The organism is Coprococcus comes ATCC 27758, assembly GCF_025149785.1.
GTDB lineage: Bacteria > Bacillota > Clostridia > Lachnospirales > Lachnospiraceae > Allocoprococcus > Allocoprococcus comes.
This window is the reverse complement of the sequence record NZ_CP102277.1, coordinates 1,880,157-1,896,974: the sequence shown is the minus strand read 5'-3', so window position 1 is coordinate 1,896,974 and position 16,818 is coordinate 1,880,157. Positions and strand designations below refer to the sequence as shown.

The 16,818-nt window shown below is 44.4% G+C and carries 17 protein-coding genes; all 17 read left to right on the top strand.

Annotated elements, in window-relative coordinates; all coding sequences use genetic code 11:
• Nucleotides 1-20: 20 nt before the first annotated feature.
• The 17 genes from NQ556_RS09560 to tsf all read left to right on the top strand — a co-directional run bounded on the left by NQ556_RS09560 (nucleotide 21) and on the right by tsf (nucleotide 16,681).
• Nucleotides 21-1,352 carry a uracil-xanthine permease family protein gene (locus NQ556_RS09560; protein ID WP_022221061.1) on the top strand — a complete coding sequence of 444 codons (1,332 nt, stop codon included), beginning with the start codon at nucleotides 21-23 and terminating at the stop codon, nucleotides 1,350-1,352.
• Nucleotides 1,353-2,141, top strand: coding sequence for a selenium-dependent molybdenum cofactor biosynthesis protein YqeB (gene yqeB / locus NQ556_RS09555; RefSeq protein WP_022221060.1), 789 nt, complete (start codon nucleotides 1,353-1,355; stop codon nucleotides 2,139-2,141). It abuts the gene before it with no gap.
• 129 nt (nucleotides 2,142-2,270) lie between these two features.
• Nucleotides 2,271-3,308, top strand: coding sequence for a molybdopterin-binding protein (locus NQ556_RS09550; RefSeq protein WP_008375181.1), 1,038 nt, complete (start codon nucleotides 2,271-2,273; stop codon nucleotides 3,306-3,308).
• Nucleotides 3,309-3,312: 4 nt separating this feature from the next.
• Nucleotides 3,313-4,209 carry a molybdate ABC transporter substrate-binding protein gene (gene modA, locus NQ556_RS09545; RefSeq protein ID WP_044999246.1) on the top strand — a complete coding sequence of 299 codons (897 nt, stop codon included), beginning with the start codon at nucleotides 3,313-3,315 and terminating at the stop codon, nucleotides 4,207-4,209.
• Between the two features lie 12 nt (nucleotides 4,210-4,221).
• Nucleotides 4,222-4,926: a molybdate ABC transporter permease subunit gene (gene modB / locus NQ556_RS09540; RefSeq protein WP_008375185.1), complete on the top strand. Its 705-nt coding sequence runs from the start codon at nucleotides 4,222-4,224 to the stop codon at nucleotides 4,924-4,926.
• Nucleotides 4,920-5,969 carry a sulfate/molybdate ABC transporter ATP-binding protein gene (locus NQ556_RS09535; RefSeq protein ID WP_022221058.1) on the top strand — a complete coding sequence of 350 codons (1,050 nt, stop codon included), beginning with the start codon at nucleotides 4,920-4,922 and terminating at the stop codon, nucleotides 5,967-5,969. The genes modB and NQ556_RS09535 overlap by 7 nt, the downstream gene beginning before the upstream one ends.
• Before the next feature lie 56 nt (nucleotides 5,970-6,025).
• Nucleotides 6,026-6,700 carry a Crp/Fnr family transcriptional regulator gene (locus NQ556_RS09530; RefSeq protein ID WP_008375192.1) on the top strand — a complete coding sequence of 225 codons (675 nt, stop codon included), beginning with the start codon at nucleotides 6,026-6,028 and terminating at the stop codon, nucleotides 6,698-6,700.
• A gap of 94 nt (nucleotides 6,701-6,794) precedes the next feature.
• Nucleotides 6,795-7,208 carry a cell division protein ZapA gene (gene zapA, locus NQ556_RS09525; RefSeq protein WP_008375194.1) on the top strand — a complete coding sequence of 138 codons (414 nt, stop codon included), beginning with the start codon at nucleotides 6,795-6,797 and terminating at the stop codon, nucleotides 7,206-7,208.
• A 101-nt stretch (nucleotides 7,209-7,309) separates the two neighbouring features.
• A complete protein-coding gene (locus NQ556_RS09520; protein ID WP_022221057.1) occupies nucleotides 7,310-9,724 on the top strand; it encodes a U32 family peptidase in 2,415 nt (804 codons plus the stop codon).
• Between the two features lie 8 nt (nucleotides 9,725-9,732).
• Nucleotides 9,733-11,265, top strand: coding sequence for an FtsW/RodA/SpoVE family cell cycle protein (locus NQ556_RS09515; RefSeq protein WP_022221056.1), 1,533 nt, complete (start codon nucleotides 9,733-9,735; stop codon nucleotides 11,263-11,265).
• Between the two features lie 76 nt (nucleotides 11,266-11,341).
• A complete protein-coding gene (locus NQ556_RS09510; protein ID WP_044999372.1) occupies nucleotides 11,342-12,679 on the top strand; it encodes a peptidoglycan D,D-transpeptidase FtsI family protein in 1,338 nt (445 codons plus the stop codon).
• Nucleotides 12,680-12,699: 20 nt separating this feature from the next.
• Entirely contained in the window at nucleotides 12,700-13,026 is a 327-nt protein-coding gene (locus NQ556_RS09505; RefSeq protein ID WP_022221054.1) for a hypothetical protein, read from the top strand.
• Entirely contained in the window at nucleotides 13,023-14,138 is a 1,116-nt protein-coding gene (locus NQ556_RS09500) for a DUF2953 domain-containing protein (RefSeq protein ID WP_008375209.1), read from the top strand. Before NQ556_RS09505 ends, NQ556_RS09500 begins: the two co-directional genes overlap by 4 nt.
• Before the next feature lie 35 nt (nucleotides 14,139-14,173).
• Nucleotides 14,174-14,581: a GerW family sporulation protein gene (locus tag NQ556_RS09495; RefSeq protein ID WP_022221053.1), complete on the top strand. Its 408-nt coding sequence runs from the start codon at nucleotides 14,174-14,176 to the stop codon at nucleotides 14,579-14,581.
• A gap of 53 nt (nucleotides 14,582-14,634) precedes the next feature.
• The gene (locus tag NQ556_RS09490) at nucleotides 14,635-14,772 is read left to right on the top strand and encodes a hypothetical protein (protein ID WP_008375213.1); all 138 of its coding nucleotides are present in this window, start codon (nucleotides 14,635-14,637) and stop codon (nucleotides 14,770-14,772) included.
• Between the two features lie 187 nt (nucleotides 14,773-14,959).
• Nucleotides 14,960-15,703, top strand: a complete 744-nt coding sequence (gene rpsB, locus NQ556_RS09485; RefSeq protein WP_044999249.1) for a 30S ribosomal protein S2 — start codon at nucleotides 14,960-14,962, stop codon at nucleotides 15,701-15,703.
• Nucleotides 15,704-15,748: 45 nt separating this feature from the next.
• Entirely contained in the window at nucleotides 15,749-16,681 is a 933-nt protein-coding gene (gene tsf / locus NQ556_RS09480) for a translation elongation factor Ts (RefSeq protein ID WP_044999250.1), read from the top strand.
• The last annotated feature ends 137 nt before the right edge of the window (nucleotides 16,682-16,818 follow it).

Sequence of the window (16,818 nt, the reverse complement as noted above, 5' to 3'; positions counted from 1 at the left end):
GTAGAGAAGGAGGCAAAAAAGTGAGTACGAAGAATAGTAATACTTCACAGGAACTATTTAACCTTAACGGAAAACCATCCTTTGGTCAGGCACTTCCGCTGGCATTCCAGCATGTAGTGGCGATGATCATTGGCTGTGTTGCACCGGCGATCATTCTTGCTGGTGTGTCCGGACTTTCAGAATCAGATACGGTTGTCCTGATTCAGGCATCTCTTGCAATGTCAGCGATTTCGACATTCATCCAGCTTTTTCCGTTTATCAAATTTAAGTCTTATCAGATAGGAGCCGGGCTTCCGGTTATTATGGGAATCAGCTTTGCGTATGTGCCGATTATGCAGTCAATTGCACAGGATGCAGATGTTGGAACAATACTTGGTGCACAGATCGTGGGCGGTATTGTTGCGATTATTGTAGGAATATTTATCAAGCAGATCCGTCATCTTTTCCCGCCGCTGGTTACGGGAACGGTTGTATTTGCAATCGGACTTTCGCTGTATCCGACCGCAGTCAATTATATGGCAGGTGGAGCAGGAAGTGCGGATTATGGTTCATGGCAGAACTGGCTTGTTGCGATCATCACACTGGTAGTCGTAACAGGACTGAATCATTTTGGAAAGGGCTTTTTAAAGCTTTCTTCCGTTCTGATCGGAATCATAGTTGGATATGTAGTTGCGCTTGGCTTTGGAATGGTGGATTTTTCTTCCGTATTAACGGCAAAATGGGTACAGTTCCCACAGCCGATGCATTTCGGAATTAAATTCGAGCCATCCTCATGTGTTGCGATTGCGGTATTGTTCGCAATCAGCTCTATTCAGGCAATCGGAGACTTTTCAGCAACGACGACCGGAGGAATGGACCGTATGCCGACGGATGAGGAATTAAGCGGTGGTATCATTGGTTATGGAGTCAGCAATATTGTCTGCGCATTTTTCAGCGGACTCCCGACAGCAACCTACAGTCAGAATGTCGGAATCGTAAGTTCTACGAAAGTAGTAGCAAAGAGAGTATTTGGAATTGCAGCGATGATCATGCTGGTTGCAGGAATCATGCCAAAGATCGCATACATTCTTCTAACTATTCCGTCATGTGTGCTTGGAGGCGCAACAATCTCTGTATTTGCAATGATTTCCATGACGGGTATCAAACTGATCAATAATTCAAAGATGAATTATAGAAATACATCCATCGTAGGACTTGCCATTGCACTTGGAATGGGTGTGACACAGGCAAATGCAGCACTTGCGCAGCTCCCTGCATGGGTAACAACCATTTTCGGTAAATCACCGGTTGCACTGTCTACTCTGGTTGCAGTGTTCCTGAATCTGGTTTTACCAAAGGAGAAAGAAGAGTAAATGAAGATCCTGATAAGAGGAGCCGGGGATCTTGCCACAGGAATTGCGGCAGAGCTGTGGGAAAGAGGACATCAGATCCTGATGACGGATGTTGCCATCCCACTCACCGTCAGACGTGAGGTGGCATTTTCAAGAGCGGTGTACGAAGAACATGCAGTGGTAGAAGGAATAGAAGCAGTTCTTGCCGACAATTTTGAAGAAGCAGAAACAATTATGGCAACACGGAAAATTGCTGTCATGGTGGATGAAAAAGCAGAAGTGCGGAAAGAATATCTGCCGGATGTACTGGTTGACGGGATCATGGCAAAAAAGAATCTTGGGACCCGGATCAGTGACGCTCCTCTTGTTATCGGTATCGGACCGGGCTTTACGGCAGCCGGAGACTGCCATTTTGTGATTGAAACGCAAAGAGGTGAGCATCTGGGCGAAGTGATCCGCGAGGGAAGTGCAATCCCCAACACCGGAATTCCGGGAAATATTGGCGGCTATACGGTGGAACGCCTTTTAAAGGCATCCGCAGACGGAATCATGCATCCGGTCGCGAGAATTGGTGATGTGGTGAAAAAAGGGCAGATTGTTGCAAGGTGCGGAGATGAACCTGTCTATGCGAGGCTCCACGGGATTGTCCGTGGGATGCTCCAGGAAGGTGTACCGGTCAAAAAAGGATTGAAGATCGGAGATGTGGATGCAAGGATAGAGGGAAAACTTTGTTATACGATTTCGGATAAAGCACGAAAGATCGGAAACGGAGTTGCGGAAGCAATCGATCTTGTCTATAAAACAAAATAAAAAAGTTGTCTGGACAACTTATTTATCCATCCTTTTTATGGTAAAATATAAAAAGGCTTGGGCAGAATACCTGCCGCAGTGACGGCAGGTATTTTTATGCCATAATCCATATAAAGTGAGGAACAAAAAATGAAACTGGTAAGAACAGAAGATGCAGTGGGGCAGGTGCTGTGCCATGACATTACACAGATTATTCCGGGAGTTGTAAAGGATGCTGTTTTCCGGAAGGGACATATTGTTACCAAGGAAGACATTCCGGTACTTTTATCTGTGGGAAAAGAGAATCTTTATATCTGGGAAAAACAGGAAGGTATGCTTCATGAAAATGAGGCAGCTGAGATCTTGCGTCAGATCTGTCAGGGTGAGCATATGCATCCTTCCGAAGTGAAGGAAGGAAAAATCGAACTGATCGCCGACTGTGAAGGGGTATTGAAGATCAATACCGAAAAGCTGAATGCGGTGAACAATCTTGGTGAGATGATGATCGCATCCAGACATGGAAATTTTCCGGTGAAAACCGGAGATAAGATTGCAGGAACAAGGATCATTCCGCTTGTGATCGAAGAAGAAAAGATGCAGAAGGCCTGTGAAGTGGCAGGAAAAGAACCGATTTTCCGGATTCTTCCGTACCAGAAGAAAAAAGCGGGAATCGTAACGACGGGAAGCGAAGTGTATTATCACCGGATCGAGGATAAATTTACTCCGGTTGTGATCGAAAAACTGAAAGAATGTGGCGTTACAGAGGTGAAGCAGATCCAGTGCAACGATGATCATGAGATGATCATGGAAGCAATCCAGACTCTGATCGAGGATGGTTCTGACCTGATCGTCTGTACCGGTGGAATGAGTGTAGATCCGGATGACAGGACTCCGCTTGCGATCAAAAATGCCTGTACGGAAGTGGTGACTTATGGGGCACCGGTTCTTCCGGGAGCCATGTTTATGCTTGCTTATTGTGAAAAAGAAGGCAGACAGATTCCGGTCATGGGTCTTCCGGGATGCGTGATGTATGCAAAACGGACGATTTTTGATCTGGTTCTTCCGAGGATTATGTGTGATGAAAAGCTGCATGAAAAAGATTTCCGGCTTCTTGGACAGGGAGGACTTTGTCTGTCCTGTCCGGTGTGTACTTTTCCAAACTGTGGATTTGGAAAAGGAGGATATTAAAATCATGAGAAAGAATAACTTATTTAAGAAAACAGTGGCAGCAGGTCTGGTTCTGCTGATGACAGCATCACTTGCTGCATGTGACGGTAAAAAGACCGACACAAAAACAGAAGACAAAAAGACAGAAACAAAGGCTGACAAAGAAGAGGATGTAGAGCTTCAGGTATTTATCGCAGCCAGCCTGAATACGGCAATGACAGATATTGCAGAGCGTTATGAAAAAGAGCATCCGAATGTGAAGATTGTCTACAATGCAGACAGCTCAGGAACTCTGCTGACACAGATCGAAGAAGGATATGAGTGTGACCTGTTCTTCTCTGCAGCACAGAAACAGATGGATCAGCTTGAGGCTGACGGACTGGTAGTAGAAGGAACCCGCCATAATGTAGTGAACAATCAGGTAGTCGTTATCACATTAAAGGACAGTGATACAGCAGTAACCGGGCTTGAAAACTTAAATGAGGCAAAGAGCATTGCACTTGCAGGCGGAAGTGTACCAGTTGGAAAATACACCCGTCAGGCGTTGATGAATCTCGGAATTCTGGACAAAGTAGACGATGCGTCTACCATCACAACAGAACAGGTTTCTGAAGCTCTTGGTGGAGCAGAAATCAGTGAGCAGGCAAATGTAAGCAAGGTGCTGATCACCGTTACAGAGGGTGCATGCGAAGTTGGAACAACTTATTATTCTGATACATACGGATATGAGGATCAGATCAAGATCCTTCAGACAGTAAGCTATGATCTGACAGGTAATGTGATTTATCCGATCTGCCGTGTGGAAAATAAAGAGGCAGATGATGCAAAGAAAAAAGCAGCCGATGATTTCCTTGCATATGTAACATCCGATGACGCAAAGAAGATCTTTGACAGCTACTATTTCGATACAAACGTAGAGTAAAAGAGGAACGATATGGAAGAAATAAGACAGATCCTTGCAGGACTTGACTGGAGTCCGCTTTTCATTTCAATCAAAACAGGAATCGCAGCAACGATCGTGTCATTCTTCCTGGGAATATGGGCAGCAAGAAAGATGCTGAAAGCGAAGACGGGTCTCAGGGCTGTGCTGGATGGGATTCTGACACTGCCGCTGGTGCTTCCGCCGACGGTTGCAGGATTTTTCCTGCTGCTCATTTTCAGTACGAGAAGAACCGTTGGATCGTATCTTTATACGACATTTGATATCAAGATCGTACAGTCCTGGGCAGGATGCGTGATCGCGGCAACTGTGATTGCATTTCCACTGATGTACCGGAATGCAAGAGCAGCATTTGAACAGGTGGATGTGAACCTGATCTATGCGGCGCAGACGCTCGGTATGCCGGAGTGGAAGATTTTCTGGAGGGTGATCATGCCGGCGGCAGGTCCTGGAGTTGCATCCGGTACAATTCTTGCATTTGCAAGAGCGCTTGGAGAATATGGTGCGACCTCCATGCTTGCGGGCAATATTCCAGGAAAGACGGCAACCATTTCCCAGAGGATTGCAATGGTCATCCAGGACGGTGATTATCAGACGGCAGGTGTGTGGGTCGGAATTGTAATCCTGATCGCATTCGGAATAGTAGTACTTATGAATCTGGCATTTGGAAAGGGAATGAAACATACAAAGCAATGGTAGAACTAGAGATAAAAAAACAGTATGAAAAATTCAGGCTGGATGTTGCCTTTAAAAGTGAAAAAAAGCGGATCGGAATCCTGGGCGCTTCCGGATGTGGGAAAAGCCTGACCTTGAAAAGTATTGCCGGGATCGAAAGACCGGAAAAAGGGCGGATCGTGATTGACGGAGTTACCCTTTTTGATGCCGGAAAAAAGATTTTTCTGAAGCCACAAAAAAGGAAAGTCGGTTATCTTTTTCAGAATTATGCGTTGTTTCCGAACATGACCGTGGAGCAGAATATCGGGATTGGATTTACTGGAAACAAAGAAGATAAGCAGAAAATGGTAGAACAGCTGATCCATCATTTCCAGCTGGACGGACTGGAAAAGCTTTATCCGTCAAAGCTTTCCGGCGGACAGCAGCAGAGAACGGCACTGGCACGGATTATGGCATATGAACCGGACGTAATCCTTCTGGATGAACCATTTTCGGCACTGGATGCGTATCTTCGGGAGCGGATGCTGACCGAGCTGATGGAAATACTGAGTGATTATGAAGGTACGGTGATCATGGTGTCCCACAGCAGGGATGAAATCTACAGCTTCAGTGAAGAGGTTCTGGTAATTGAAGATGGACATGGAATCCGCCTGGGTCCGGTAAAAGAAGTATTTAATGCACCGCGCTATAAGACAGCGGCAAGACTTACCGGATGTAAAAATATTGCAGATGTTTACCGGATGGATGCGCAGACGGTGTATGTGAAAGACTGGGATGTGCAGCTGATTTTTAAAGGACGCAGTGTGCCGGAGAATGTGAAGGCAATCGGGATCCGAGCTCATGATCTGATTCCGGTGTATGGAACGATATCCGGGGCTATGCTGAAAGTTAAAGAATGGAAAAGTGTGGATTATCCATTTGAACGAAAATATTTTATCCAATGCGAGTCGGGATGTGAGGACTTCTGCTGGTTTGTCCAAAGAGAGATTTCTGCCACTCTGGAAGAAAAAGGAATGCCGGATGCACTCGCATTTCCGGAAGAAAAAGTGCTGTTCCTTGAAGGATAGCGTGGCAGATGCTATAATGGACAAATAGAGAAAACGGGCAGAAGGTGGCAGCATAAATGCAGAAAGAACAAGAAAGGGAAGCGATTTACCGGAGCATTTTCTTTTGTGATATGGATCGGAAGAAGGCGGATGTGATCATTAACCGGTTAGGCGGCAGAACCGTAACCTATGACAAGGGCGAAATCATCATAAGAGAAAGAGAAAAACTGAACAATATCGGAATCCTGCTTGACGGGGTACTCTGTAAAGTGCAGTATTACCGGGATGGAACTGAGCAGCTGGTCCAGAAGCTTGTCAGCTCGTTTGTTGTGGGAGTGGAGATTGCGGTCAGTGAAAAAAAGACGAGTCCTTATGATGTTTATGCATCGGAACAGGCACACATTTTCTGGTTTCCTGTACGGGCGATGGAAGAAGAGGGCGTTCTGGATCTGCGTGAGAGGATTGAGTTTTACAAGAAAACGGTTCATTTCCTTGCAAATGAAGATATCCGCAAGTGCAGGAAGATTGAATTGCTGTCGATTAGAGGAATCCGGGAAAGAATCGAGCAGTATCTGAGAATTCAGCAAAGACGCCATAAAAGCAATGCCTTTGATATTGAATTTAACAGAGAACAGATGGCAAATTATCTGGGGATCAACCGGAGTGTGCTGTCACATGAGTTGAAAAAAATGGAAAAAGAGGGGATTTTGAAGGTCAGAAAGAATCATTTTGAGCTGGCTGATAAAGAATAAAACAGAATTTCTGCTGAAAATATCGAAAAGTGGTTGGTTTTTATCAGAATATAGTTTATAATGAAAAAAGGATTAGGCGGCAAGGAGGTTCTTTATGGCATCGTCAAAAAATTATACAGAAGTTTTGATAGGCGGCAAAGTATTCACCCTGAGCGGATTTGAAAGCGAAGATTATCTGCAGAAGGTATCCACTTATCTGAACCATAAAATCGAGGAATGTACAAGCAGCGATGGATATCGCAAGCAGAGTGCGGAAGCCAGAAGTGTGCTTCTTGCTTTAAATATAGCAGATGATTATTTTAAAGCCAAGAAACAGGGCGGCGCATTAGAAAGCGACATCGAGGCAAAAGACAAAGAGATGTACGATTTAAAGCATGAACTGATCTCAGTACAGATCAAGTATGAGAATGCTGAAAAAGCACTGGATAAACTCAAGGCAGAGAACCAGGAACTTCAGATGAAGATCGTACAGCTTGAAACAGAAATGAAAAATCACCGTACAAAATAGACTGTCCTGAGGCAGTCTATTTTTGATACTCCGGTATACAAAGAGAAATGTCTGCAACACAGGGACTTTGTATACAGGTTATTTAAAGATAGAGGAGTTATATGAAAGACAGAGTTGAAATCCTTGCACCGGCAGGGAGTATGGAGTGCCTGAAAGCGGCAATTGCAGCAGGAGCTGATGCGGTATATACAGGGGGAGCCCTTTTCGGGGCACGTGCTTATGCACATAACCTGACGGAGGAAGAACTTTTAGAGGCAATTGATTATGTGCATTTGCATGGAAGAAGACTGTATCTGACCGTGAATACACTGATCAAAGACCGTGAGATGGAAAAACAGATGTATGACTATCTGCTCCCTTATTACCGGCAGGGGCTGGATGCGGTGATCGTGCAGGATATCGGACTGTTCCGTTTTATCCGGAAGCATTTTCCAGATCTTCCGATCCACGCAAGTACCCAGATGACGCTTACGGGAGTGGATGGGGCGAAGTTTCTGGAAAAGGAAGGTGCACAGCGGATTGTTACATCCAGAGAACTGAGTATGGCAGAGGTGAAAAAGATTGCCGATGAGACAGAGCTTGAGATTGAAAGCTTTGTACATGGTGCACTCTGCTATTGCTATTCCGGTCAGTGCCTGTTCAGCAGTTTTATCGGCGGCAGAAGTGGCAACCGTGGACAGTGCGCACAGCCGTGCAGACTGCTTTACCGGACACCGGAAGCAAAGAGACCACAGTATCTGCTGAGTCTTAAGGATATCTGTACATTGGAACTGATCCCGGAGATGATCGAGAGCGGGATTTATTCCTTCAAGATTGAAGGCCGGATGAAGAAGCCGGAGTATGCGGCAGCAGTCGCTTTCCAGTACCGGAAATATACCGATCTTTATCTGAAATATTACGAAGAATGTCCGGCAGAAGAGGATCCGGCAGCGTATGCGATGAAGAAATACCGTGTCCGCGAGGAGGATCGGCAGATGCTGCTGGATCTCTATAACCGTGGCGGTTTCCATACGGGTTATTATCATACACAGAATGGACGGGAGATGATTTCCTTAAACCGTCCGAACCATGCAGGAGTGCCGGCAGTAAAGGTACTTGCTAAAAAAGGCAGAAATGTGACTGCAAAAGCACTGACAGACCTGTATCCGCAGGATATTATTGAACTCCCGATGCGCAAAGGCAGGGAAAAAGCAGATAATTATACCTGTAAGGATGCAGTCAGAAAAGGAATGAATGTGCAGATCCCAGTATTTGCAGATACCCCGTTCAAGAGGGATGAAATCTGGATGCGCACAAGAAACAGCACATTGATTGACACGCTGCGTGAAGAATTTGTAAATGGAAAAATAAAAGAACGGATCTGCGGAACTTTCCGGCTGTATCCGCAAGAAAAGGCAACGCTTACGGTGAAGTGCCGGGATGCCGAGATTACGGTTGCCGGTGAAAAAGCACAGGAAGCACTGAGCCAGCCGATGAGCAGAGAGCGGATTGAAAAGCAGCTGCGCAAGACGGGAAATACGGAATTTGAATTTTCCTTTTTAAAGGCCGAGATCGGAGAAAAAGTATTTCTTCCGATGCAGAGCCTGAACGAACTTCGAAGGGAAGCACTGGAGACGCTGGAAAAAGTGATCTGTGAGAAATACAGAAGAAGTGGTGAAGTGAAAGATCCGGAAGAAGATAAGACAGAGCTTTCAATGGAAGAAGAGATACTTTCCGGATGGACGGCATCGGTAAGAACCGCAGAACAGATGGAAGTGATTCTGGAAGAAGAAGCAATCGGAAGAATCTATGCGGATTGTACCATGTTCCCTCGCATCTGGGAGAAGGACAGCTATGTGGAGTGGATTACAAAAGTACATGCAGCAGGGAAAGAAATTTATCTGGTCATGCCGTATATTTTCCGGGAAAGAACCCGAAAACAGTATGAAGCTGCATATAACCGGATATTCGGAGCCGGATGGGACGGCATTCTGATCGCCAATTATGAAAGTTTTGCGTTTCTGAAAGAGCATGGTTATACCGGAAGGATTATGACCGATTACAATCTGTATGAATTTAATCAGGAAAGCAGGAAATTCTGGAAGGAAAAGGGAGTTTTTGAATTTACAGCGCCCGTGGAACTGACAGAAAGAGAACTCCAGGATCTCCGGGTAAAGGATGGAGAAGTGATCGTATATGGTTATCTTCCGATGATGATATCTGCAGGATGTATTCAGAAAACGACCAGAGGATGTCTGAAAAAATCCGGACAGACGACAATAACTGACAGATATCGTAATCCATTTGTGGTAAAAAATGAATGTGATTACTGTTATAATATCCTTTACAATTATGTACCATTATATCTGGGAGACCGGATGGAAGAGGTATATCAGATCGGTCCTGGGCGGATCCGACTGATGTTTACTACTGAAAGGCAGCAGGAGGTAAGACAGATTTTAAGTGCGTATTTTGAAGGAAAAGAACTTCCGGAGGGAACGTACACCAGGGGACACTGGAAAAGAGGAATAAAGTAGGTGGAATTTTGGTCAATATAATTGTAGAGCTGTCAAAATATCTGATGATAGCCCTGATGCTGGTCTATACATTTGAATGTTTTGCAGTATTTAATTACGCAGATGAGTATACACAGAGAAGTATTTTCAGAAAGCAGAATGTGCTGATGTTTCTGCTTCATATGATTGCATTTCTGGTGATGTATCTGCAGACAAATGAAACAAAAATGATCGGATTTTACGGGATGCAGGTGGTACTGTTTCTGGCGGTCATTTTGTTGTATACAAAAATTTACCCGCGAGTGTCGCGGCTGGTTGTAAATAATATGTGTATGCTGATGGCAATCGGCTTTATTATGATCACCAGACTTTCGTATTCGCTTGCTGTAAAGCAGTTTATCATTGTCAGTGCATCCGTAGCGATAAGTCTTGTGATCCCGGTCATCATCCGGAAGGTAAAAGCTCTGTCAGAATGGAAAATATTCTATGCAATTGCAGGTGTTGTAATGCTTGGGGTCGTTATCATTGTAGGACGTGTGACTGGGGGAGCGATGCTGAATGTTGCAATCGGAGGTTTTACCCTTCAGCCATCTGAGCTTGTGAAGATCATTTTTGTATTTTTCGTTGCGGCGAGTCTGAAGGATGATACTTCATTTAAGAATATTGTGATCACAACGGCAGTGGCAGCAATGCATGTGCTGATCCTGGTTGTGTCAAAAGACCTTGGTGCGGCGCTGATCATCTTTGCTGTATATCTGATGATGCTCTATGTGGCAAGCAGACAGCCACTTTATGTAATTGCCGGACTGATTGCAGGAAGTGGGGCATCAGTTGTGGCATATAAGTTATTTAACCACGTCCGTGTGCGTGTACTGGTATGGAAGGATCCATTTGCCGTTTACAATGAAGGTGGTTATCAGGTGGCACAATCCCTGATGGCGATCGGCACAGGAAGCTGGTTTGGAATGGGACTTTTTCAAGGGGCGGCAGATCAGATACCTGTTGCAGAGTCGGATTTTATTTTTTCAGCAATTGCGGAGGAAATGGGACTGATTTTTGCACTTTGTCTGATCCTGGTATGTGTCAGTGTTTATATGATGTTTCTGAATATTGCGATGCAGCTTCGGGACAGCTTTTATAAACTGGTGGCACTGGGACTTGGAACCTGTTATATTTTTCAGACATTTTTGACGATCGGAGGCGTGACCAAGTTCATTCCGTCTACCGGAGTGACGCTTCCACTGGTAAGTTACGGTGGAACCTCCGTCCTCAGTACGATCATTATGTTTGCGATCATTCAGGGACTGTATGTATTAAGAGAAGACGAGGAAGAAGACATTGAAAGGAAAAAATTACAGAGAAGACGAACTTCCAGATCTGGATCAGCAGCTGGAGAGCCTGCCAGACGAGAGCGGGTATCACGACCAAAAGAAGAAGGCAGAAGGGAAAAGCCGCAGCAGACGAACGGATGGCGAACCGAAGAAAAAGGCCGCACGCAGCAGCCAAAAAAACGGACAGCGGCGTCCGAAAGAAACACAGGCAGAAAGAAGCGGAGCCAGTAAGAAAAAAGAGAAGCAGATGACCAATAAAGAACTGACGAGAGTTACTTATATTTTTGTAACACTGTTTTTGGTACTGATGGGATATCTGGTTTATTTTGATGTGGTAAAAAGTAAGGAGGTTGTCAACAGCACTTACAATATCCGACAGGATCTTCTTGCGGATCGTGTGCTGCGCGGCAGTATTACAGATAAAAATGGAGAAGTGCTTGCACAGACTGTGACAAATGACGATGGATCGGAAACACGGGAATATCCGGAAGGAGAAGTGTTTGCACATGTTGTCGGATATGCCGCAAAAGGAAAATCCGGACTGGAATCCTCACAGAATTTCAATCTTCTGACTTCAAATGCCTTTTTCCTGGAAAAGCTGGCGAATGAATTTAAAGACCAGAAGAATACGGGAGATACGGTGGTCACAACCCTGGATGCGAACCTGCAGAATGCAGCATATAATGCACTGGGAGATAATAAAGGTGCAGTTGTCGTGATGGAGCCAAGTACAGGGAAGATCCTGGCAATGGTATCGAAGCCGTCTTTTGATCCGAATAATGTTTCGGAAAACTGGGATGCATTGAACAATGACGAGAACAGTTCGCTTCTTAACAGGGCTACACTTGGACAGTATACACCGGGGTCGACATTCAAGCTGGTGACAACACTTGCTTTTATGCGGCAGAATCCAGATTATAACAATTATTCGTTTGAATGTAACGGAGAATTTTCACAGAATGGGGCGACGATCCACTGTTATAACAGCACTGCCCATGGGGAAGAGAATCTGACGGATTCGGTTGCAAATTCCTGCAATTCTTCGTTTTCAAATATCGGGTTGCAGCTGGATAAGGCAGAATGGAGAAAGACTGCCAAACAGATGCTGTTTAACAGCAAGCTTCCGGGTGATGTGAAATATAATGAAAGCAGTTTCCGCCTGAAAACAGATGCAGGAGATGCAGATACGATGATGACTGCAATTGGTCAGGGAGAGACACAGGTCAGTCCGTACCATATGGCGATGATCGTTTCGGCGATCGCAAATGGTGGAAAGCTGATGAAGCCGTATCTGGTGGACAAGATTACAAATTATGCAGGCACAACGGTGAAGAAATATATGCCGGAAAGCTACAAAGAGCTGATGACATCATCTGAAGCTGCACAGCTTACGGAATACATGAAGGCGGTTGTGGATTATGGTACCGGAGCTGCGCTTTCGGGTGCGTCTTATACGGTGGCAGGGAAAACCGGAACTGCCGAGGTCAGTGAAGATGGAAATACAGTACATTCCTGGTTTGTCGGATTTTCCAATGTGGATAATCCGGAGCTGGCAATCAGCGTCTGTGTCGAGGATGCAGATACGGCGACCATTACTGGTGTCAGTGTAGCAAAGCAGGTGCTTGATTCTTATTATAATAATTAAAGGTCGGGGAGACAGCGCACATGAGGTTTTACAAAAATCTTTATGTCAGCGAGAGTATGACAAAAAAGAAAGAAAAAGTGATTGCAAAACTGAATAAAAAAAAGTATCCGTTGAATACTTATGTGATCGCACTGATCGAAGAAGGGGAAAACCAGCTGGAATTTTATTCGACGTTGATGTTCCGCCAGGGAAGTGTGATCGATGATGGTATTTTCGCAGTTGGTCTTGCAAGCGGATATGATGATGCGCTGTATCTGGTAGAAGAGATCGCAAAGGAAGTTTATGAAGAGACAGGAGATCTGGATATCCGGTCTTACATCAGAAAGCAGGAGAGGAAAGAAGAATGATTCTACATATCATTGGATTGATTTTGAAGATTATCGGGATAATTCTTCTGGTGATTCTTGGAATCCTGCTACTTGTGATCGGTGTCCTTCTCTTTGTACCGCTGAGGTATGAACTGTGTGCCGGGTTTCCGGGAAAGCTGGAAGATGCGGAGGGGAATCTTAAGATTTCATGGCTGCTTCATCTGATTGCAGGAAGAGTGGAGTATCGGAACGGCGATGTGAAATGGCAGGGGCGGATTGCCTGGAAGAAGTTGGGAGATGTTCTGGAAGCGGAAGATAAACCGGTGAGAAAGAAGGAGAAAAAGCCGGATGGCGGAAAAAAAGCCGGTGCGGAGAATGCCAGTGAGAGAACGGCGGAAAGAAATGATGCGGTAGATGTAAAGAAGCCGCAGACGCTGCCGGAAAAGAAAGCCGAAAGCGGAACGTATGCAAAGCCAGAGCATGCGGACGTGAAAGATGAGAAGTCCAAAACAGAAACACAGGGAAATCCTGACACGAAGGTGAAAACATTTTCAGAAAAAAAAGAAGAGAATGCTACACTGGAAAAGGAAAGTGAATCCAGAGAAAAAAAGGATGTTCATGACGAGAGAGAACCTGGAAAGGCTCACAAAACTCCACGAAAGCGAAAGAAACCAGTCAAAGCATTTGGAAAAATGATCCGGAGGATCAGTCAGAAACTCCGGAATTTTCTGGAAAAGATCAAATGTACATGGAAGAATTTATGTGATAAAATAAAAAATATCGCAAATAAAAAAGACAAAATTCTGGAGTTTCTGGAAAAAGAAAACCATAAGGCAGCTTTTACGCATGGCAAAAAAGAGCTGGTATGGGTGAAACGTTTTCTAAAGCCGAAAAAGCTTCGCGTAAAACTGCATTTCGGTTTTGAAGATCCTTATCATACCGGACAGGTACTTGCGCTTTGCGGAATGCTTTACGCGTTTGTTGGAGAAAATATGGATCTGGAACCGGATTTTGAAAAGCGGGTACTGGAAGGTTCCGTTTATGTAAAAGGAAGACTAAGAACAGTTCATATGGCAGTATTTGCAGCAAAGATGCTGCTGGATAAGAATATCCGCAGCACTTACCATGATATCAGGGAGTTTAAATGGTAAAGCATTCGATAGAAAATAACAGGAGGAATCGAAAAATGGCAGTAGATAATCAGTTTAAAGAGACAGTAGATGCATTGTTTAAAGGGATGAACGGTGTGGTATCATCCAAAACCGTTGTAGGAGATGCAATCCACATCGGAGATACGATCATTCTTCCGCTTGTTGATGTATCTTTTGCAATCGGAGCAGGGGCATTTCATGCGGACAAAAAGGACAGAGGAGCCGGCGGACTCGGCGGAAAGATGATCCCGAGTGCGGTGCTTGTGATCCAGAACGGAACAACCAGACTGGTCAACATCAAGAATCAGGATACCATGACTAAGATCCTGGATATGGTCCCGGATGTGATCGACCGTTTTAAATCCCCATCTGAGGATAAAATGACCGAAGAGGATGTGGCAAATCTGTTAAATGAAGCAGATTCTCCGGAAAATCAGGAATAGACGTAGGTTTCTGGCATATATTTATTGTAAAAGAGGAAAAAGCAGGAACGAAGATGAAACGGGTATTTGGTTTTGCACTGTTTTTTGTGGCACTTGGTATGGTGATCATGATGTTCATTCCGAGCATATTTATCGGAATTCTGATCGTTCTGCTGTGCCTCCTTGTCGGATATCAGCTTTTTTGCTGCTGATTTTGAAAAAATATGAGAACCTGCAGGGGAAACCCTGAAAAAAGCCTTGCGTATGCAGGGCTTTTGTGATACAATGCTAACGTTGCAAAAAAACACGTGTGTGGTTTATCCCGGTGGTGCCAAAGCTGACAAGCATGGTTCGCGGACATAAGCACACGGAAGTAAAAAACCAATGGAGGAAAGAAACATGAGCGTTATTTCAATGAAACAACTTTTAGAAGCAGGTGTTCATTTTGGACATCAGACAAGAAGATGGAACCCTAAGATGGCAGAGTACATCTACACAGAGAGAAATGGTATCTACATCATCGACCTTCAGAAATCTGTAGGTAAAGTAGATGAAGCTTACCAGGCAGTATCTGACATCGCAGCAGAAGGTGGAAAGATCCTTTTCGTAGGAACAAAGAAACAGGCTCAGGACGCTATCAAGACAGAAGCAGAACGTTGCGGAATGTACTATGTTAACGAAAGATGGCTTGGAGGAATGCTTACAAACTTCAAGACAATCCAGAGCAGAATCGCTCGTCTGAAAGAAATCGAAGCTATGTCAGAAGACGGAACATTCGATGTACTGCCGAAGAAAGAAGTTATCGAAATCAAGAAAGAATGGGAAAAGCTTGAAAAGAACCTTGGCGGAATCAAAGAAATGAAGAGAATCCCGGATGCTATCTTTGTAGTAGATCCTAAGAAAGAAAGAATCTGTGTTCAGGAAGCTCACACACTTGGAATCCCGCTGATCGGTATTGCTGATACAAACTGTGATCCGGAAGAACTTGATTATGTAATTCCAGGAAACGATGATGCGATCAGAGCTGTAAAACTTATCGTATCTAAGATGGCTGATGCTGTAATCGAAGCAAACCAGGGCGAAGCAGAAGAAGTTTACGAAGGCGAAGACGTAGAAACAGCTGAAGAAACAACAGAAGAATAATTCGAACAATCCAAAAGATCATATTGAAAGATGGAGGAAAAAATCATGGCAATCACAGCAAGCATGGTAAAAGAATTAAGAGAAATGACAGGCGCTGGTATGATGGACTGCAAAAAAGCTCTGAACGAATCTAACGGAGATATGGATGCAGCAATCGAATACCTCAGAAAGAACGGCGAAGCTAAGGCTGTTAAGAAAGCCGGACGTATCGCAGCTGAAGGTATTGTTATGGCAGACGTTAAAGAAGATAAGACAGCAGCTATCGTAGAAGTTAACTCTGAGACAGACTTCGTTGCTAAGAACGCTGATTTCCAGGCATTCGTAAAAGCAGTTGTTAATCAGGCACTTACTACAAAAGCTACAGATATGGAAGGATTCATGGCTGAAGCTTGGAACGAAGATGCTTCTAAGACAGTTAACGATGCACTTACAGAAAAGATTTCTGTAATCGGAGAAAAGCTCAGCATCAGAAGATTCGAAAAGATCGTTACAGATGGCTGTGTAGTATCTTACATTCACGGTGGCGGACGTATCGGTGTTCTTGTAGAAGCTGATACAGCAGTTGTTAACGATGCTGTTAAAGAAGCTCTGAAAAACGTAGCTATGCAGGTAGCAGCTTTAAATGCTAAGTATGTAAGCCAGGCAGATGTAGATGCTGATTACATCGCACATGAGAAAGAAATTCTTCTTGCTCAGATCATGAACGACCCGAAAGAATCTCAGAAACCGGAAAAGGTTATCCAGGGAATGATTTCCGGACGTATCAACAAAGAGATGAAGGAAATCTGTCTGTTAGATCAGGTATATGTAAAAGCTGAAGACGGAAAACAGTCTGTAGCTAAATACCTTGACGAAGTTGGAAAAGCTAACGGAACAACTATCACTCTGAAGAAATTCGTTCGTTTCGAGACAGGTGAAGGTCTTGAAAAGAAAAATGAAGATTTCGCAGCTGAAGTTGCAGCTCAGATGAACGCATAATCTTACAGTTCGCATAAGAATTTGAACCGTATGATTATCATGTAAATCAACGAAAAACCTTGAATTTCCTATGAAAATGGGATGATTCAAGGTTTTTTTGCGTTGCCAAGCATGCGACAAAAAGGTCCGGTGGACCT

What these genes read in the sequence shown, in the direction of transcription:
- yqeB (WP_022221060.1), top strand. Translation starts at nt 1,353, where the DNA reads ATGAAGATCCTGATAAGAGGAGCCGGGGATCTTGCCACAGGAATTGCG.
- NQ556_RS09550 (WP_008375181.1), top strand. Translation starts at nt 2,271, where the DNA reads ATGAAACTGGTAAGAACAGAAGATGCAGTGGGGCAGGTGCTGTGCCAT.
- modA (WP_044999246.1), top strand. Translation starts at nt 3,313, where the DNA reads ATGAGAAAGAATAACTTATTTAAGAAAACAGTGGCAGCAGGTCTGGTT.
- modB (WP_008375185.1), top strand. Translation starts at nt 4,222, where the DNA reads ATGGAAGAAATAAGACAGATCCTTGCAGGACTTGACTGGAGTCCGCTT.
- NQ556_RS09535 (WP_022221058.1), top strand. Translation starts at nt 4,920, where the DNA reads ATGGTAGAACTAGAGATAAAAAAACAGTATGAAAAATTCAGGCTGGAT.
- NQ556_RS09530 (WP_008375192.1), top strand. Translation starts at nt 6,026, where the DNA reads ATGCAGAAAGAACAAGAAAGGGAAGCGATTTACCGGAGCATTTTCTTT.
- zapA (WP_008375194.1), top strand. Translation starts at nt 6,795, where the DNA reads ATGGCATCGTCAAAAAATTATACAGAAGTTTTGATAGGCGGCAAAGTA.
- NQ556_RS09520 (WP_022221057.1), top strand. Translation starts at nt 7,310, where the DNA reads ATGAAAGACAGAGTTGAAATCCTTGCACCGGCAGGGAGTATGGAGTGC.
- NQ556_RS09510 (WP_044999372.1), top strand. Translation starts at nt 11,342, where the DNA reads ATGGGATATCTGGTTTATTTTGATGTGGTAAAAAGTAAGGAGGTTGTC.
- NQ556_RS09505 (WP_022221054.1), top strand. Translation starts at nt 12,700, where the DNA reads ATGAGGTTTTACAAAAATCTTTATGTCAGCGAGAGTATGACAAAAAAG.
- NQ556_RS09500 (WP_008375209.1), top strand. Translation starts at nt 13,023, where the DNA reads ATGATTCTACATATCATTGGATTGATTTTGAAGATTATCGGGATAATT.
- NQ556_RS09495 (WP_022221053.1), top strand. Translation starts at nt 14,174, where the DNA reads ATGGCAGTAGATAATCAGTTTAAAGAGACAGTAGATGCATTGTTTAAA.
- NQ556_RS09490 (WP_008375213.1), top strand. Translation starts at nt 14,635, where the DNA reads ATGAAACGGGTATTTGGTTTTGCACTGTTTTTTGTGGCACTTGGTATG.
- rpsB (WP_044999249.1), top strand. Translation starts at nt 14,960, where the DNA reads ATGAGCGTTATTTCAATGAAACAACTTTTAGAAGCAGGTGTTCATTTT.
- tsf (WP_044999250.1), top strand. Translation starts at nt 15,749, where the DNA reads ATGGCAATCACAGCAAGCATGGTAAAAGAATTAAGAGAAATGACAGGC.